The sequence below is a fragment of the Streptomyces sp. NPDC007856 genome, assembly GCF_042868225.1.
Taxonomy (GTDB): domain Bacteria; phylum Actinomycetota; class Actinomycetes; order Streptomycetales; family Streptomycetaceae; genus Streptomyces.
Map to the genome: position 1 here is coordinate 1 of NZ_JBIAEC010000010.1, position 17082 is coordinate 17082.

The window sequence follows — 17082 nt, forward strand, 5'->3', positions numbered from 1 at the left end:
AGATCCCCGCCACCCTCCAGTGGCTCAGCTCACGGCTGGTCGCCCACTGAGCCCCCGCACGACTGACGCCGCGCAAAGCCGGTGATGTGGCCGGGCCGCGCCGGCCGTCCCCCTTGGCTCCCCCGCCCGCCCCGGCCCCAGATAGGGGCTCGGCGTGGGAGTGCTCAGCATGCCTTCCCCCGGACGACGAGCACCGCATCAGCGGCTGGCGCGACTCCAACGACACGACGTTCCGACAGTCCATGGAACATAGTTCACGACTTTTCTTTCAACTTATATTGACGGTTCGTCGGGTGGCGCCTAACGTCCGATCAACCTCTCGCCCCGCAGGCGACCTAGGAGACACGCGTGGCAAACGTTCTCGCTGTGCTCGTCCGAGCCCACCGTCATCGCAGACGCGCAACCGCCCTCACGGCTACGCTCCTGCTGCCGGCCGCCGCCGGCATCGCGCTGGTCTCGGCCCCGAGCGCCGGCGCCGCGACCATCCCCGCCGCCCCCACCACCGTCGTCAACGCGAACAGCGGCAAATGTGTGGACGCGCGTGCCGCGGCCACCGGTAACGGCACCGCTGTGCAGCAGTACACCTGCAACGGCACCGGCGCCCAGTCATGGCAGTTCACCGCGACCGACAGCGGCTACTACCGGATCGGGGTCGCCTCCGCGCCGAATCAGGTCTGGGACGAGACCGACGTCTCCACCGCCGACGGCGCGCTGACCCAACTGTGGCTCTACGGCGGCGGCGCCAACCAGCAGTGGCTGCCCGTCGCCGAGGCCTCCGGCACGTACCACTTCGTCAACCGCAACAGCGGCAAGTGCCTCGATGTGGCGTCCGCGTCCACTGCCGACAGCGTCCAGTTGCAGCAGTACACCTGCAACGGCACCGGCGCCCAGTCCTTCACGCTCACCGGCGGTCTGACCTCGCCGCCCAACACCCCGGACTTCGGCCCCAACGTGACGGTGTTCGACCCGTCGATGCCGACGTCCTCCATCCAGTCGAAGATCGACTCGCTCTACCGCACCCAGCAGACCAACGAGTTCGGCACCCAGCGCAACGCCCTGCTGTTCACCCCCGGCACCTACAACGTCGACATACCCGTCGGCTACTACACCCAGGTCTCCGGGCTGGGCCTGTCACCGGACCAGGTGTCGATCACGGGCGGCGGCGTGCACGTCGAGGGGCACACCAGCGACGGCAACGCCACACAGAACTTCTGGCGTGACGCCGAGAACATGTCGGTGAGTCCCAGTTCGGGAAGCACCATGTGGGCCGTCTCGCAGGCGGACCCGTTCCGGCGCATGGACGTACACGGCAGCATGAAGCTGTGGGACGACACCCACGGCACCACCACCAACTGGTCCAGCGGCGGCTACATCGGCGACTCCCGCGTCTCCGGCCAGATCAACTCGGGAACACAGCAGCAGTTCCTCACCCAGGACACCGCCATGGACGGCGGCTGGACCGGGCACAACTGGAACATGGTCTTCGTCGGCGACACCGGCGCCCCGGCGACCAGCTTCCCCAATCCGCAGTACACCAGCGTCGCCCAGAGCCCCGTGATGCGCGAGAAGCCGTTCCTCTACGTCGACGGTTCGGGTAACTGGCAGGTGTTCGTCCCGTCCGTTCGCACCGATGCGCAGGGCCCCGACTGGATCAACGGTACCGTTCCCGGCACCTCGCTGCCGATCAGCCAGTTCTACATCGTCAAGCCCGGTGACACCGCCACGACGATCAACAACGCGCTCGCCGCGGGCCAGAACCTGATCGTCACTCCTGGCGTTTACCACCTGTCCGCCCCGCTGAACATCGCGCGCCCCGACACGGTGGTCCTGGGACTGGGCCTGGCCACCCTCGTGCCGGACAACGGCGTCACGGCGATCACGACCGCCGATGTCGACGGCATCGACATCGCCGGGCTGCTGATCAGCGCGAACACCACCAACTCCAGCACACTGATGCAGGTCGGCCCGGCGGGCTCGACCGCCAGTCACACCGGCGACCCCATCGTGCTGCACGACGTGTTCTTCCGCATCGGCGGCGACATCGCCGGCAAGGCCACCCAGACGCTGGTGGTCAACAGCAACGACGTCATCGGCGACGACCTCTGGCTGTGGCGGGCGGACCACACCAACGGCGTCGGCTGGACGACCAACCCGGCCGCCAGCGGACTGATCGTCAACGGCAACGACGTGACCATGTACGGCCTGGCGGTCGAGCACTACCAGAAGTACCAGACCACCTGGAACGGCAACGGCGGCCGCACGTACTTCTACCAGAGCGAGACCCCCTACGACGTGCCCGACCAGTCCAGCTGGACCACCAGCGGAGGCGACCTCGGCTACGCCTCCTACAAGGTCGCCAACTCGGTCACCTCACACGAGGCGTGGGGGGTGGGTGTCTACGCCTACCTCCGCGACAACCCCTCCGTCGTGCTCGGCCACGCCATCGAGACACCCACCACGTCCACGGTGAAGCTCCACAGCATGGTCACCACGGTCCTGGGCGGTGCCGGCACCATCAACCACATCGTCGACGGCACCGGCACCCAGGTGACCCCGAGCAGCAACGTGGCCTACCTGGTCGGCTATCCGTAAGTCCGGCGCGGACCTGAGGGCACCCAGGAGAGAGGCCGGCATGGTCGAGAGGGCCCGGGCGGGGGACCGCCCGGGCCCTCTCGGCGGAGCGGAACCAGGACAAGGACGACGCCCCCCGCAACTGGCGTGAGACTGCGCATCCCGCTGGCGCCGATCCAGGCCAGTTCACTCGGGCGCATGCGGAACAAGGTCGAGGCCTCCACCATAAGTGCCACGCGCTGGGTACTTGTTCGTCCTTCGTCGCGTGCCAGCTCCGCCGCCGCGCCGTCGAGCGCCGCATCCGAACGCCATGCCCGCGACCACCTCGCCTTCCTCGGCCTCGCCGCAGCCCTCTGCTGCTACACACGACTCCTCAAACTCGTGACGCCCCGACCATCCACGCATGGCTCACGAACCGCCACAATGCGTGAAAGCCGGCCGCCACAGGTGACCCTCGCTGATGCAAGGTCGATACTGCCGATAGACGGGAGGACGTTACCCCGATCAGGGTGGCCCCAGTACCTGACCCCCCGTCACAAGTCGTCTCCGACCGCCACGAACCACCAAGATCGAGAAAGGCCCTCCGTGCCGATGCCCTGCGAAACGCAGGCCCTGAAACCAAGTGCCAAGCTCCCGAGGAGACACCCATGAAGATGCTGATCAACGTCCCGGAGACCGTTGTGGCGGACGCGCTGCGCGGAATGGCGGCCGCGTGTCCCGATCTGATCGTGGACGTGGAGAACCGGGTGATCGTCCGCCGGGACGCTCCGGTGGCCGGGCAGGTGGCGCTGGTGTCCGGCGGCGGGTCGGGGCACGAGCCGCTGCACGGCGGGTTCGTGGGCCCGGGCATGCTCTCCGCCGCATGTCCCGGAGAGGTGTTCACCTCCCCGGTGCCGGACCAGATGGCGCGTGCCGCGGCGGCTGTGGACAGCGGCGCCGGTGTGCTGTTCGTCGTGAAGAACTACACCGGCGACGTGCTCAACTTCGACATGGCGGCCGAACTGGCCGAGGACGAGGGCATCCAGGTCGCCAAGGTGCTCGTCAACGACGATGTGGCGGTCACCGACAGCCTGTACACGGCCGGCCGGCGCGGCACCGGCGCGACGCTGTTCGTGGAGAAGATCGCGGGCGCCGCCGCGGCCGAGGGGCAGCCGCTGGAGCGGGTCGAGTCCATCGGGCGTCAGGTGAACGAGAACTCCCGGAGTTTCGGTGTCGCGCTCAGCGCCTGCACGACCCCGGCGAAGGGCAGCCCCACCTTCGATCTGCCGGACGGCGAGCTGGAGTTGGGCATCGGCATCCACGGCGAGCCGGGCCGGGAACGGCGGCCGATGATGACCTCCGGGGAGATCGCCGACTTCGCGGTGAACGTGATCCTGGAGGACATGCCACCGCGCGGCCCCGTCCTGGTGCTGGTCAACGGCATGGGCGCCACCCCGCTGCTGGAGCTGTACGGATTCAACGCGGAGGTGCAGCGGGTGCTGCGGGAGCGCGGGGTGGCCGTGGCCCGCACGCTCGTCGGCAACTACGTCACCTCGCTGGACATGGCGGGCGCGTCGGTGACGCTCTGTCAGGTCGACGAGGAGCTGCTGCGGCTGTGGGACGCGCCGGTGCGGACTCCCGCGCTGCGGTGGGGGATGTGATACGGCGGACGAGGCGACCATCACCCGTAGCACGCCGGTCATCACCCCTACCACGCAAGGAGATCCAGTGCTCGACGCCGACTTCTTCCGCCGCTGGATGGCGGCGACCGCCGCGTCCGTGAACCGCGAGGCGGAGCGGCTCACCGCCCTCGACTCAGCCATCGGGGACGCCGACCATGGCAGCAATCTGCAGCGCGGCTTCACCGCCGTGCACGCCGCCCTGGAGAAGGAGGCGCCGGACACCCCGGGCGCGGTCCTGGTGCTCGCCGGGCGGCAGCTCATCTCCACGGTCGGCGGCGCCTCGGGGCCGCTGTACGGCACGCTGCTGCGCCGGACCGGCAAGGCCCTCGGCGAGGCCGCGGAGGTCAGCGAGGAGCAGCTGGCCGAGGCGCTGCGCGCGGGTGTGGACGGGGTGATGGCGCTGGGCGGGGCGGCCCCCGGCGACAAGACGATGATCGACGCCCTGGTGCCGGCCGTGGACGCGCTCGGCGACGGATTCGCCGCCGCGCGGGCCGCCGCCGAGGAGGGCGCGGTGGCCACCACCCCGCTGCAGGCCCGCAAGGGCCGGGCGAGCTATCTCGGCGAGCGCAGCATCGGCCACCAGGACCCGGGGGCGACCTCGTCGGCGCTGCTCATCGCCGGTCTCGAAGAGGCGGCGGAGGGCGGACGGTGAGTGACGAGAAGGTGGTCGGGATCGTGCTGGTGTCGCACAGCGCGGAAGTGGCCGCCTCGGTCGCCGAGTTGGCGAAGGGCCTGGCGGGCGGGGCACCGGCGGTTCCCGTGGCCCCGGCGGGCGGCACCGAGGGCGGCGGGCTGGGCACCAGCGCCGAGCTGATCACCGCTGCGGCGGCCTCGGTGGACCGGGGCGCCGGGGTGGCGGTGCTCACCGATCTCGGCAGTGCCGTGCTGACCGTGAAGGCGCTGATCGCCGAAGGTGAGGAACTGCCCGACGACACCCGGCTGGTGGACGCGCCGTTCGTCGAGGGCGCGGTCGCGGCGGTGGTCACCGCCGCCACCGGGGCCGACCTGGACGCGGTGGAGGCCGCGGCGGCGGAGGCGTACGGCTACCGCAAGGTGTGACCCGGCCGCGGGCGCAGGCTGGTCATCTGTTCGCGACGAACAGCCTGGCCAGCCGCGCTCCCGCGGCGACGGCCGCCATGTGGTCCTCGATGGGGTGCACGCGGGAGTGCCTGAAGACGACGTAGGTGACCCCGGAGGGCGCCCCGCCGCTGCGCGGGTCGGCCCGGATGCCGAGGGCCCGGGCGGTGGCGTAGGAGGCCTCGCCGATGAGGTCGCGCGGACCGGTGTCGCCGACCACGGCGTACTGCACCCGGTCCCGGTAGATGACGGCGGCGACCGAGCCGCCCCGTACGCCGAGCTTGCGGGGGTTCCAGATACGGCTGGGGGCCGGGACGACGATGTAGGGCAGGGTCTCGGCGTTCAGATGGCGGCCGTCGGACTGCTGGTAGGCGGTCATGGTGGCGAACTGCGGGTCGGTGCGGCGGTTGCAGCGGGCGGTGGACAGTCCGTCGCAGTCGACGTCCATGTCGGCCTTCCAGAAGACGGCGTCCTGGGTGCCGCAGACGGGCACGGTCGCGGGTCTGCCGGTGTCGGTGCGGTACCGGCCGCGGGAGATCTGGTGGCATTCGCCCAGCCGGGCCAGCAGGTCGGTGGCCGCCACCGCGCCCGCGCCGCGGGCCGCGGGCCGTTCCCAGGGCGGGACGGGGGCGGCCGGTACGTACAGCGAGGCCGGAAGGTGCAGTGCGGCCGGGGCGAGCAGGGCGACGCCGGCCAGGGCCGGCGTCAGCGACGGGACACGCACGATGAGAGAACCCTCTCGTCGGGGACGGGCGGACATCCAGCACACTGTGGTGGCGGTCCGGGCGGCCGGGCGTACCGGCCGCCCGGAAAGGGCTGGATGGAGCACGCTTCTGACGCCTGATGAGGGACAAGAGGACGCTGCGGGACAACAGGGGCCGGGGATCGGGAACAAGTCCGCCCCCGATCCCCCGGCCACCCGCGTCGGCGCGGCTTCGGCGACGACAGCGTGTCCGCGCCAGCGGCATGAACTCCCCTGCTCTCTTGGGTAGTTCAGCCCTAGGGAAGCTCAGCATACGTAACTTCCCGGCATGGTCACCAACGCGGGCCCCCCAGGTCACCCGTGCGGCCCTCTTGCCGCGCCCGCACCGCCGCGCCATATTGGTCCGGACTTTTGCGTGATGCCCATGGCGCCGGCCCCGGGGAGGCAGAACCGTGCGACGCGTTCCATGGCCGCTCGTGCCGGTCGGCGGGGCCCTGCTGCTGGTCGCGTCCTGCGCCTGGAGCCAGGCCGGCGAAGGCGACGAAGGCCTGGCGCCCGGCGCTCCCGACGGGGTCACCGCGCAGGCGGGCAGTGCCACCAGCGTGCACGTGATGTGGAACGCGGTGCCGGACAGCCCTGGCATCCGCACCTACGAGGTGTATCGCGGCACCACGAAGGTGGAGGACGTGCCGGGTTCGCAGCACATGGTGGACGTCACCAGCCTCAGGCCGTCCACCGTGTATGCCTTCACCGTTCGGGCCCGGGACACCGCGGGGCGGCTCGGACCGCCGAGTCGTACCGTGCGGGCGCGGACCCCGGCGAGGGTGGCGGCGGACCGCTCGGCGCCCACCCGGCCGTCGCATCCCGCCGGGCGGGTGCTCGGCGCCCGGGAGGTCCAGCTGTCCTGGGGCGCTTCCCGCGACGACCGGGGCGTGGTGTCGTACGACGTGTACCAGAGCGGGGCGAAGATCCACAGCGTCGGCGGGAACCAGACCGCGACCGTGCTCACCGGACTGCGCCCCGGCTCCCGTTACGTCTTCACGGTGCGGTCCCGCGACGCCGCCGACAACCTCTCCCCCGCGAGTGTCCAGGTCCGCCTCACCACCCCGGGCACCGACGACGGCCGGAACACCGCCCCCACCGGCTTCACCGCGAAGACCCACCGGGCCGACGGGGCGTACTACCTCGACCTGGCCTGGGATCCGCCGCGCGCGGACGGCGTGATCGCCGAGTACCAGATCCAGCTCGACGGCACCGCGGCGACCTCGCTGGTGTGGGGCGGCACTCCCCCGCGCGGCGGGGCGACCTACACGGCTGCGGGCACGGCTGCCGGACGGCACGTGGGGCGGCTGGTCTCCGGAGCTGACGGTAACGACGGAGGGCTGATGCGGAGGGCGCGGTTGATGGCGCCCTGCGCCGGCCGGAGGAAACCGTCACCTGACCGGCTGCCTCCCAGGTGCGCGCGCCCCCGCAGCCACGTTGGCTGCTGCCCATGCACACCTCGCGACTCCTCGTCCGCTCCGGTCTGGCCCTGGTGGCCGCCGCGGCGCTCCCGGCCACCCTCGCCGGGCCGTCCGCGGCGGCCTCGGGCATCTCCGTCAGCACCACCGGGTCCGGCGTCTCGGTGGTCACCGGCGCCTGCTCGGAGATCAACGGCAGCTGGGGCAACGCGGCCCTGCTCACCAGCAGGCAGGCGAACTTCTCCCAGGGCAGGCAGGTCCCGCTGACGGGCACGTCCGTCCGCCAGTCCGCAACCTGGTCGAAGGTGAAGCCGGGGACGTACACCGTGGTCGTGGTCTGTTCCAGCGGCAGCACCGCGGGCAGCCAGTCGGTGATCGTCTCGTCCGGATCGAAACCGACGATCTCCTCGACGGCCTCGCCGGCGTCCGCCCGGGGTGTGCTGGGCGGCCTGGGCGGCGCCGCCCGGGACTACGGCCCACTGACTCTGGGCATCGGCGCGGCCCTGGTGAGCACCGGAGCCATCGCCACGGGCTGGTATCTGCGCCGGCGTGCGAAGCCCTACCGGCTCTGACGCAGCGGCCGCGGACCGGCTCAGCCGCCTTCGGGTCGCAGTGCGGCGCACTCCGCCAGGGCGTGGGTGAGCCACTGGGTCCAGAAGGTCTCCAGGTCGATGCCGGCCCGCAGCACGAGATGGCGCAGCCGGTCCTCGGGGGCGTCCCGGTCAGGCGGGAAGTCGCGCTTCTCGATCTCCTGGTACTCGGCCAACTGCCGTCGGTGCAGCTCCAGATGGCGGCGCAGGTCCGACTCCAGGCCCGCCGTGCCGACCACCGCCGCGGCCCGCAGCCGCAGCAGGAGCGTGTCCCGCAGCGGCTTGGGGTCCTGCGCGGCGGCAGCCCAGCGGGCCAGTTCGGCGCGGCCCGCGGGCAGGACCTCGTAGCTCTTCTTCTGCCCACGGGCCGGCGCTTCCGCCGGCAGTGTGCGGATGAGGCCGTGCGCCTCCAGTTTCCCCAGCTCGCGATAGATCTGCTGGTGCGTCGCTGACCAGAAGTAGCCGATCGACTTGTCGAACCGGCGGGTCAGCTCCAGTCCCGACGACGGCTTTTCCAGCAGGGCGGTGAGGATCGCGTGCGGGAGTGACATGGCCTCATCCTAGGGATCGCCGGGCGGCGCCCTACAGCGCCGCCGCCAGCTCCGTGCCCTGCTTGATGGCCCGCTTGGCGTCCAGCTCGGCGGCGACGTCCGCGCCGCCGATGAGATGGACGCTGCGCCCGGCGGCGGCCAACTCCTCGTACAGGTCGCGGCGCGGCTCCTGGCCGGTGCACAGGACCACCGTGTCGACCTCCAGCACCGTGCTCTCCTCGCCGACGGTGAGGTGCAGGCCCGCGTCGTCGATCCGGTCGTAGCGGACGCCCGGGACCATGGTCACGCCGCGGTGCTTGAGTTCGGTGCGGTGGATCCAGCCGGTGGTCTTGCCGAGGTCCGCGCCGACCTTGGTGGTCTTGCGCTGCAGCAGGTGGACCTGGCGCGGCGGGGTGGGCCGCTGCGGCGCGGCGAGGCCGCCCGGCGTCCGGTAGTCCATGTCCACGCCCCAGGCGCGGAAGTACGTCTCCGGGTCCTCGCTCGCCTTGTCCCCGCCGTCGGTGAGGTATTCGGCGACATCGAAGCCGATGCCGCCGGCGCCGAGGACGGCGACCCGGTCGCCGACGGACACGCGGCCCTGGAGCACGTCGAGGTAGCCGACGACGCGCGGGTGGTCGACGCCGGGGATGTCCGGGGTGCGCGGGGTGACGCCGGTGGCGACCACGACCTCGTCGTAGCCGGCCACGGTCTCGGCGGTGACCCAGGTGTCGAGGCGTACGTCGACCCCGTGCGCGTCGAGCTGGTGGCGGAAGTAGCGCAGCGTCTCGTCGAACTCCTGCTTGCCGGGGACCTTGCGGGCCACGTTGAGCTGGCCGCCGATCTCGCTCGCGGCGTCGAAGAGGGTGACCTCGTGGCCGCGTTCGGCGGCGCTCACCGCGCAGGCCAGGCCCGCCGGTCCCGCGCCGACGACCGCGACGCGCTTCTTCAGCCGGGTCGGGGAGAGCAGCAGCTCCGTCTCGTGGCAGGCGCGCGGGTTGACCAGGCAGGAGGTGATCTTGCCGCTGAAGGTGTGGTCGAGGCAGGCCTGGTTGCAGCCGATGCAGGTGTTGATGGCCTCGGGGGTGCCGGCGGCGGCCTTGGCGACGAAGTCGGGGTCGGCGAGCATCGGGCGGGCCATGGAGACCATGTCCGCGTAGCCGCCGGCCAGCAACTCCTCTGCCAGCTCCGGGGTGTTGATGCGGTTGGTGGTCACCAGCGGCACGGACACCTCGCCCATGAGCTTCTTGGTGACCCAGGTGTAGGCGCCGCGCGGGACGGAGGTGGCGATGGTGGGGATGCGGGCCTCGTGCCAGCCGATGCCGGTGTTGATGATCGTCGCCCCGGCGGCCTCGACCGCCTTGCCGAGGGTGATCACCTCGTCCAGCGAGGAACCGCCCGGTACCAGGTCCAGCATGGACAGCCGGTAGATGACGATGAAGTCCTCGCCGACCGCTTCGCGGACCCGCCTGACGATCTCGACGGGGAAACGCATCCGGTTCTCGTACGACCCGCCCCAGCGGTCGGTGCGCCGGTTGGTCTGCGCCGCGATGAACTCGTTGATCAGATAGCCCTCGGAGCCCATGATCTCCACGCCGTCGTAGCCGGCCTGCCGGGCGAGGCGGGCGGCACGGGCGTAGTCGTCGATGGTGCGCTCGACCTCGGCGTCGGTGAGTTCGCGCGGCACGAACGGGCTGATCGGTGCCTGGAGCGGGCTGGGTGCGACGAGGTCCTGGTGATAGGCGTAACGCCCGAAGTGCAGGATCTGCATCGCGATCCGGCCGCCCTCGCGGTGCACGGCCTCGGTGACCACCTGGTGCTGCTCGGCCTCCGCCTCGGTGGTGAGCCTGGCGCCGCCCTCGTACGGGCGGCCCTCGTCGTTGGGCGCGATGCCGCCGGTGACGATGAGGCCCACCCCGCCCCTGGCGCGGGCCGCGTAGAACGCCGCCATGCGCTCGAAGCCGCGCTCGGCCTCCTCCAGGCCCACGTGCATGGAGCCCATCAGCACGCGGTTGGGCAGAGTGGTGAAGCCCAGGTCGAGCGGGGTCATCAGATGCGGGTAACGGCTCATCGGGCCCTCCGTGCGCGGTGTCGTCGCCTCTTGTTGTAGAGGAAACGCGAGCCTTTATGCAACTAGTTGCACAACCATCGGCAAGTGACGCAAACCACCTTTGTACCTACTAGTATGTACAGTCGGGACCGAGCACCCTGCGTTACGGCGACCACCTGGGCGTGCGCGAGGACGACGGAGTGGTGTTCGTGGCACACGTCCGTCGACTGGCCCTTCGGCGACGGCGAGGCGCACTACGCCCCGGCCGACGCCGGGCCGGCCGGGGCACTGCCGCAGGGCGGGAGGGGGTCAGCGGCTGCGGAGCCGCAGATGCAGGTCCCTCTCCTGGTCGCCGGAGGCCGTACAGGTCTCCTCGACGGCGAACATCGAGTCGAGGGTGTGCCGGAACCGGTCCACGGCCCAGTAGCCGCCCTGGACGTCCGCCTGGACGGCCGCGTCGAGGTGGACCGGCGGGCAGCCCGGCCCCCGGGCGTCCGCGACGTCGTATGTGCCGAGCCACACCATCGGACGGACCTCATGGAGCTGCTGAGGGATCTCGTCCGCGCCCCGGTCGGACGCGAAGCAGGAGCTCAGCGCGTCGAAGACGAGGCGCGCGTCCTCCTTGGAACCGCTGATCTCCACCGTGACGGTTTCCGGATGCGACCGCTCCGTGTGTGCCATTGATCGCTCCTTTCGTGGCGCGCCGCGGTGCAAGGGAGTACCCCGCCGGACCGCGTCCACCCTCAGGAAAGCACCACCTGCCGGTCGGCACACCCCAGGCGGGTTCAGCCGCGGGAGAACTTGTACGTCTTGCTGTCCGTCAGGATGCAGAAACCCGGTGACATCACGATCACGCGCAGGATCCCGGTGCGGCGGTCGTAGTCGATGCCCTCCACCTCGAAGCTGCCGGAGCAGGAGCTGCGCAGCGGCAGCTGGCGCAGGGCGGTGACATGGCCGGTGACGTCCCCGGAGCCGTTCGGCGGGGCCGACAGGTCGATCTGGAGCAGCGGCTTGGTCATGCCGAAGAGGCTGCCGTCGGGGTCGTCGGAGGAGCACAGCAGGGTGGTGGGGCCGGAGAAGTCGCAGCCCTGGACGTCACGGACGGCGTGGTCGAGGTCGACCGTGGAGACCTGCGGGAGGTTCGCCGAGGGCGAGGTGGACGGGTTGACGCCGGGGGTGGGGAAGACCAGCAGGCGGTTCATCGTCCCCCACTCGCCCGAGAGCATCCACTGGCCGTCGGGCGAGATCGCGTCCCAGGAGTTGTTCAGCGCCTCGCCTGGGCTGAGCGTGTGGACGTACTCCGACCAGGTGCCGTCGGGCGCCTGCACGCGGTACATCTTCGAGTTGCCGGAGTCCCGCTGGTAGGGCTCGATGTAGTAGCCGTTGTACGAGGCGTCGGGGTCGCCGACGTGGTTCCAGCCGCGCATGGAGACACCGAGGGGAATGGTGCCGATACCGGTGTACCGGTTGGGGCTGTTCGCGGGGACCTCCACGGAGGCCAGCCCCTGGCTCTCGTCCAGCGGTCGGGCGCGGTCGGAGCCGGTCTCCGTCCAGGTGTCGGCCGCGGAGGCGGGTGCGGTGAGGGACACGACGGCGGCGGTGGCGAGGGTGACGAGTCCGGCGAGGACTGCGTGACAACGTTGCCGGGCGGACGCGGGCATGGCCGACTCCTCGGGCGGGGCGGGGCTGGGAACACTCGGTCGGCGGACAGTCTGGCGTGGCGCATTAGTCATGTACAGGCCAATGCAGCAACATGAGCGTGAACTCTCCCCGTCCGCCGAACGGGCGTGCAGGATGTCCGGGACAGGAGTTCGGCCCCGGCCTACGGGCTTCGACGGACGTGCACGGCTGTGGTGAGAGATGGTGGAGGTGACCGGCACGGCGTCGGAGAGTCGGGTGTGAGCTTGGTGGATCAAGGGGAGTCGGCACGGGGGACGGCGTGCCGTGCGGACGGGCGAAGGCGGTGCATGGCATGAGTGCAGCCGAGGCTCCGGTGACGGAGGGCGGCGAGCCCGTGCGCGGACCGGTGCGGCCGGGCGGACTGCTCGACGTGCTGGGCGTGGCGTCGGTGGTGCTGGACACCACCGGGCGGATCGTGCTGTGGAGCCCGCAGGCGGAGGAGCTGTTCGGCTACGGCGCGGGCGAGGCCCTCGGCCAGTACGCGGCCCGGCTCATGGTCCACGAACGACACTTCGAGCTGGTCGGCAAGCTCTTCGCCGATGTGATGCGCACCGGGCAGAGCTGGGCCGGCGGCTTCCCGATCCGGCACAAGGACGGCAGCACCCGCCTGGTGGAATTCCGCAACATGCGGCTGCTGGACGACCGCGGTGACGTGTACGCGCTCGGGCTGTGCGCCGATCAGTCGACCGTACGGCGTCTGGAGCAGGACGTGGCGCTGTCCGAGCGGATGGTGAAGCAGTCACCGATCGGCTACGCCGTCCTGGACACACAACTGCGGTACGTCTCGGTCAATCCGGCCCTGGAGAAGATCAACGGGGTGCCGGCCGCCGAGCACGTGGGGCGGACGCTGCGTGAGGTGCTGCCCATGCTGGACTCCGAGCCGGTGGAGACCGACGCCCGGCAGGTGCTGGACACCGGTGTGCCGGTCATCGACAACACGCTGGCCGGCCGTACCCCCGCCGACCCGGACGAGGACCACACCTGGGCCCATTCGCTGTACCGGCTCGAGGACGCCATGGGCAATGTGCTCGGAGTCGCGGTCACGGTGGTCGACATCACCGAGCAGCACCGGGCCTCCATGGAGGCGGAGGCCGCCCGCCGCCGGCTCGCGGTCATCGCCGACGCCTCCGCCCGGATCGGTACGACGCTCGAACTGGAGCGCACCGCCTGCGAGTTGGCCGAGGTCGCGGTTCCGGAGCTCGCCGACCTGGCGGCCGTGGATCTGCTGGACTCGGTGGTGGAGGGCCGGCGCAGCACGCTCGGGCCGTCGGAGTCGGCGGTGATCCGGGCCCTCGCGGTGCGTCCGCAGGACGGCTCGGACGCGGTGCTGGCCGCCGATCCGCCCGGCCGGATCGCGCGGTACGGACCCGACCGGCTGGTCACCGAGTGTGTGCGCTCGGGCGAGGCGGTGCTGGTGCCGCAGGTGAAGGACGAGGACCTGCCGCGCATCGGCCGCAGCCCCGAGGCGGCCGAACTACTGGGCCGCGCGGGGCTGCACTCGTATCTCGCGGTGCCGCTGATCGCGCGCGGCGAGGTGCTGGGCGCCCTGGATCTCAAACGCACCCGCAATCCGGCGCCGTTCGACGAGGACGACGTGCTGCTCGCCCGGGAGCTGGCGGCCCGCGCGGCCGTGCAGATCGACAACGCGCGCTGGTACCAGAACGCCCGCAACACCGCCCTCACCCTGCAACGGAGTCTACTGCCCAGCAGCCCGCCGGTGACGACCGGCCTGGAGGTGGCCTCCCGCTACCAGCCCGCCGGGGCCACCAGCGAGGTCGGCGGCGACTGGTTCGACGTCATCCCGCTGGAGGGCGGCAAGACCGCGCTCGTGGTCGGAGATGTGATGGGCAGCGGACTCAGCGCGGCCGCGACCATGGGCCGGCTGCGCACGGCGACCACCACACTGGCCGCCCTGGACCTCGACCCGGCACTGCTGCTGGAGCACCTGGACAAGACCACGTCGGCCCTGGACCACTCCATCGCGACCTGTATGTACGCCGTGCACGATCCGCATCTGCGGCAGTGCCGGATCGCCAACGCCGGCCATCTGCCGCCGGCCCGTCTCCGCCCGGGCCGGCCGCCGGAACTGCTCGACCTGCCGACCGGTGTGCCACTGGGCGTGGGCGGCGTAGCGTTCTCCACCGTCACCGTCGACTTCGAGCCCGGCGACGAGCTGGTGTTCTACACCGACGGCCTGGTGGAGACCCGCAGCCACTCCCTGGACGAACGCCTGGACTTCCTGCTGTCCCTGCTCGACGACCCCGCCCGCCCCCTGGAGGAGACCTGCGACCTGCTGCTGCGGACCCTGCACCACCCCGACAACCACGACGACGTCGCCCTGCTCATCGCCCGGGCGCAGGAACTGCCCTGACGGTCACGGCAGTACGCCGATCACCACGTGCGCGGACAGTTCCTCCGACACCGCCGTACGGGCCGTCAGACCCGCGTCGGCGAAGGCTCGTACGGCGGCCGGTGCCTGGCGTTCGCTGGTCTCGGTCAGCAGACAGCCGCCCGGTGCGAGCCACTCGGGCGCCCCGGCGGCCACCCGGCGCAGGAGGTCCAGGCCGTCGGCGCCGCCGTCCAGGGCGACGCGCGGTTCATGGTCACGGGCCTCGGCCGGCAGCAGGGGGAGTTCGGCGGTGGGGACGTAGGGCACGTTGGCGGTGAGGATGCCGACGCGGCCGCACAGCGCGGCGGGCAGGGCGTCGTAGAGGTCGCCCTGATGGACCCGGCCGTCGAAGGCGGCGAGGTTGCGCGCGGCACAGCGTACGGCGGCCGGGTCGATGTCGGCCGCGTGCACCTCGGCACCGTCCAGGGCGGCGGCGAGTGCCGCGCCGAGGGCGCCCGAGCCACAGCACAGGTCCACGACGACGCTCGCCCGCGGCGCCTGGGCCAGCGCCTGGTCGACCAGGAACTCGGTACGGCGGCGGGGGACGAAGACCCCCGGTTCCACCGTGACGCGCAGTCCGTGGAACTCGGCCCAGCCCAGGACGTGTTCGAGTGGGTGCCCGGCGGCGCGCCGTTCCACCATCGAGGCCGCCTCCTCGGGCGTGCGGGCGGTGGCGAGGATCAACTCCGCCTCGTCCTCGGCGAAGACACACCCGGCGGCGCGCAGCGCGGAGACGAGGGTGGCGGGAGAAGAAGAGGACAGGGGACCAGAAGAAGACATGGGGGCGGAAAGCCTTTCGGACCGCGGGACTTCAGGGCGCTCTCGCGGTCACCGCTGCCGGTGCGCCGTCAGCGACCGGACGGCCACCCTACCCCAACGGGTGCGCCCGGTTCCGGGTGGGAAAAACGCCTGGCGCGGTGGCGAGCCGGGCGGCTACGCTCGCCGCGATGACGACTCACGCCTCGCAGAGATTGGAGGTCCCGTCCGCGCAAGGTGAGCGCTGATGCTCCCTTCCACCGCGCACGGGGACTCCTGGCTTTCCTTGTGGCTCCGCGTACGGACGTACGCCGTGCCACCGTCCATGATCGAGCTCGCCACCGGCCGCCGTGCCGCCGGGGACTGGGCGGGGGCCTGCGCCGCCGCCCGGATCGACGTCGACGTCGATCTGCGTTCCGTCGCCCGCGCCCACGGCCGGGAGATCGCGGCCCGGCTCCGCGCCGACCTCCGGCGTCTCGCCCCGGACCTGTTGCGCTGGCACATGCCGAGGATCGCGCCCGACGGGTTGCTGCGCCCCGGCCTGACCCTGACACTGGCCCGGTACGAGCGGCCCGGCCGGGCCGGCCCACTGCATCTCGTGGCCCGTACGCCGCCGGCCTGGGCGGATGCCGGCCAGCGGATCAGCCTCGCCCTGTTCGATCCGGCCGACCCGTCCGGACGCGGTCCGGGGGCGCCCCGAGCGGGCCCGCTGGGACGCCGCCTGGGCCTTGCTGGTGCGGGCGATGGAGACCGGGGCACCGGACGTGGTGGTCGTGCCGGCGACCACCCTGCGGGCCTTCCGGCTCCGGCCGCGCCTGGACCGGCTGGCCTGGCTGGACTGCGGCAGCGGCGCCGACGGGCTGGACCGGGGCTGGGAGCTGGGGCCGGACGGCGCGCACGGGCTGAGCGAGCAGGAGCGGGACGCGGTCCGGTTCCGGGTGGCGCAGGGCATCAAGGGAAGCCCGGGCAACGCACCACAGGGCTGGCGGCGATGGGCGGAGGAGGTGTTCCATCCGCCGTAGCCATGGCGGCAGTTGCTGGGCTCGGCGGTGCGGTCGGCGGTCTCCGCTCCGGGCGTGGGCGAGGACTACAGCTACGGCCGGCCGGCGCGGCGCTCGGCCGGGCTGCCCGGGATCGTCCTGCCGAGTCTGCGGCGCCGGCCGCCCCGGGTGTGCGTCGTCATCGACGCCTCGGGGTCGGTCAGCGACGCGGAACTGGGCAGCGCGCTGCTGAAGGTGACCGCGATCTGCCGGGCCGTGGGCGGACGGCGGGACCTGGTCTCCGTGCTGTCCTGCGATGCCGCGGCCCGGACCGTGCAGCCGCTGTGCCGGACGGAGGGCATCGAGCTGGTGGGCGGCGGCGGGACGGATCTGCGCACCGGGTTCGCCCGCGCGCTGCGGACCCGGCCCGACGCGGTGGTGGTCCTGACCGACGGTCAGACGCCGTGGCCCGAGGTGCGGCCGTCGTGCCGGACGGTGGTGGGGCTGTTTCCGCGGGCCGGTGGGTCGTACGACGAGGATCGTCCCGACTACCGGCCGGACTCGCCCCCGGCGTGGGCGCGAGTGGTGACGATGGGGTCGGCGGCGGGATGACAAGCCGGACCGGGGCCCGTCCGACG

12 protein-coding genes and 2 pseudogenes are annotated in these 17082 nt (G+C 71.8%); 8 read left to right on the forward strand and 6 right to left on the reverse strand.

Annotation, left to right across the window (positions count from 1 at the left end):
• The first annotated feature begins 348 nt into the window (after nucleotides 1–348).
• The 4 genes from ACFYOH_RS23245 to ACFYOH_RS23260 all read left to right on the forward strand — a co-directional run bounded on the left by ACFYOH_RS23245 (nucleotide 349) and on the right by ACFYOH_RS23260 (nucleotide 5291).
• On the forward strand, nucleotides 349–2592 hold the full coding sequence (locus ACFYOH_RS23245) for an RICIN domain-containing protein (protein ID WP_388628476.1): 2244 nt from the start codon (nucleotides 349–351) through the stop codon (nucleotides 2590–2592).
• A gap of 626 nt (nucleotides 2593–3218) precedes the next feature.
• On the forward strand, nucleotides 3219–4211 hold the full coding sequence (gene dhaK, locus ACFYOH_RS23250; RefSeq protein WP_388628479.1) for a dihydroxyacetone kinase subunit DhaK: 993 nt from the start codon (nucleotides 3219–3221) through the stop codon (nucleotides 4209–4211).
• A 67-nt stretch (nucleotides 4212–4278) separates the two neighbouring features.
• On the forward strand, nucleotides 4279–4884 hold the full coding sequence (dhaL, locus tag ACFYOH_RS23255) for a dihydroxyacetone kinase subunit DhaL (protein ID WP_388628482.1): 606 nt from the start codon (nucleotides 4279–4281) through the stop codon (nucleotides 4882–4884).
• On the forward strand, nucleotides 4881–5291 hold the full coding sequence (locus ACFYOH_RS23260) for a PTS-dependent dihydroxyacetone kinase phosphotransferase subunit DhaM (RefSeq protein ID WP_388628484.1): 411 nt from the start codon (nucleotides 4881–4883) through the stop codon (nucleotides 5289–5291). Before dhaL ends, ACFYOH_RS23260 begins: the two co-directional genes overlap by 4 nt.
• A 22-nt stretch (nucleotides 5292–5313) precedes the next feature.
• On the opposite strand, the gene ACFYOH_RS23265 is transcribed toward ACFYOH_RS23260, so the two are convergent.
• Nucleotides 5314–6033, reverse strand: a complete 720-nt coding sequence (locus ACFYOH_RS23265) for a glycoside hydrolase family 75 protein (protein ID WP_388629228.1) — start codon at nucleotides 6031–6033, stop codon at nucleotides 5314–5316.
• Between the two features lie 431 nt (nucleotides 6034–6464).
• On the opposite strand from ACFYOH_RS23265, the pseudogene ACFYOH_RS23270 reads away from it, so the two are divergent.
• Together ACFYOH_RS23270 and ACFYOH_RS23275 are read left to right on the forward strand one after the other, a co-directional pair.
• A pseudogene (locus ACFYOH_RS23270) lies at nucleotides 6465–7398 on the forward strand (fibronectin type III domain-containing protein).
• 106 nt (nucleotides 7399–7504) lie between these two features.
• Entirely contained in the window at nucleotides 7505–8044 is a 540-nt protein-coding gene (locus ACFYOH_RS23275) for a hypothetical protein (RefSeq protein WP_388628487.1), read from the forward strand.
• A gap of 20 nt (nucleotides 8045–8064) precedes the next feature.
• On the opposite strand, the gene ACFYOH_RS23280 is transcribed toward ACFYOH_RS23275, so the two are convergent.
• The 4 genes from ACFYOH_RS23280 to ACFYOH_RS23295 all read right to left on the reverse strand — a co-directional run bounded on the left by ACFYOH_RS23280 (nucleotide 8065) and on the right by ACFYOH_RS23295 (nucleotide 12300).
• Nucleotides 8065–8613 (reverse strand): PadR family transcriptional regulator, encoded by a 549-nt coding sequence (locus ACFYOH_RS23280; protein ID WP_388628490.1) that lies wholly within the window; start codon nucleotides 8611–8613, stop codon nucleotides 8065–8067.
• Nucleotides 8614–8644: 31 nt separating this feature from the next.
• Nucleotides 8645–10660: an FAD-dependent oxidoreductase gene (locus ACFYOH_RS23285; protein ID WP_388628493.1), complete on the reverse strand. Its 2016-nt coding sequence runs from the start codon at nucleotides 10658–10660 to the stop codon at nucleotides 8645–8647.
• 288 nt (nucleotides 10661–10948) lie between these two features.
• On the reverse strand, nucleotides 10949–11320 hold the full coding sequence (locus ACFYOH_RS23290) for a hypothetical protein (RefSeq protein ID WP_351545904.1): 372 nt from the start codon (nucleotides 11318–11320) through the stop codon (nucleotides 10949–10951).
• 104 nt (nucleotides 11321–11424) lie between these two features.
• Nucleotides 11425–12300 (reverse strand): hypothetical protein, encoded by an 876-nt coding sequence (locus ACFYOH_RS23295; RefSeq protein WP_388628495.1) that lies wholly within the window; start codon nucleotides 12298–12300, stop codon nucleotides 11425–11427.
• A gap of 311 nt (nucleotides 12301–12611) precedes the next feature.
• On the opposite strand from ACFYOH_RS23295, the gene ACFYOH_RS23300 reads away from it, so the two are divergent.
• A complete protein-coding gene (locus ACFYOH_RS23300; RefSeq protein WP_388628498.1) occupies nucleotides 12612–14690 on the forward strand; it encodes a SpoIIE family protein phosphatase in 2079 nt (692 codons plus the stop codon).
• A gap of 3 nt (nucleotides 14691–14693) precedes the next feature.
• On the opposite strand, the gene ACFYOH_RS23305 is transcribed toward ACFYOH_RS23300, so the two are convergent.
• A complete protein-coding gene (locus ACFYOH_RS23305; protein WP_388628501.1) occupies nucleotides 14694–15488 on the reverse strand; it encodes a putative protein N(5)-glutamine methyltransferase in 795 nt (264 codons plus the stop codon).
• Nucleotides 15489–16252: 764 nt separating this feature from the next.
• Here ACFYOH_RS23305 and ACFYOH_RS23310 point away from each other — a divergent pair.
• Nucleotides 16253–17056: pseudogene (locus ACFYOH_RS23310) on the forward strand (VWA-like domain-containing protein); the annotation flags it as partial.
• Nucleotides 17057–17082 lie beyond the last annotated feature (26 nt).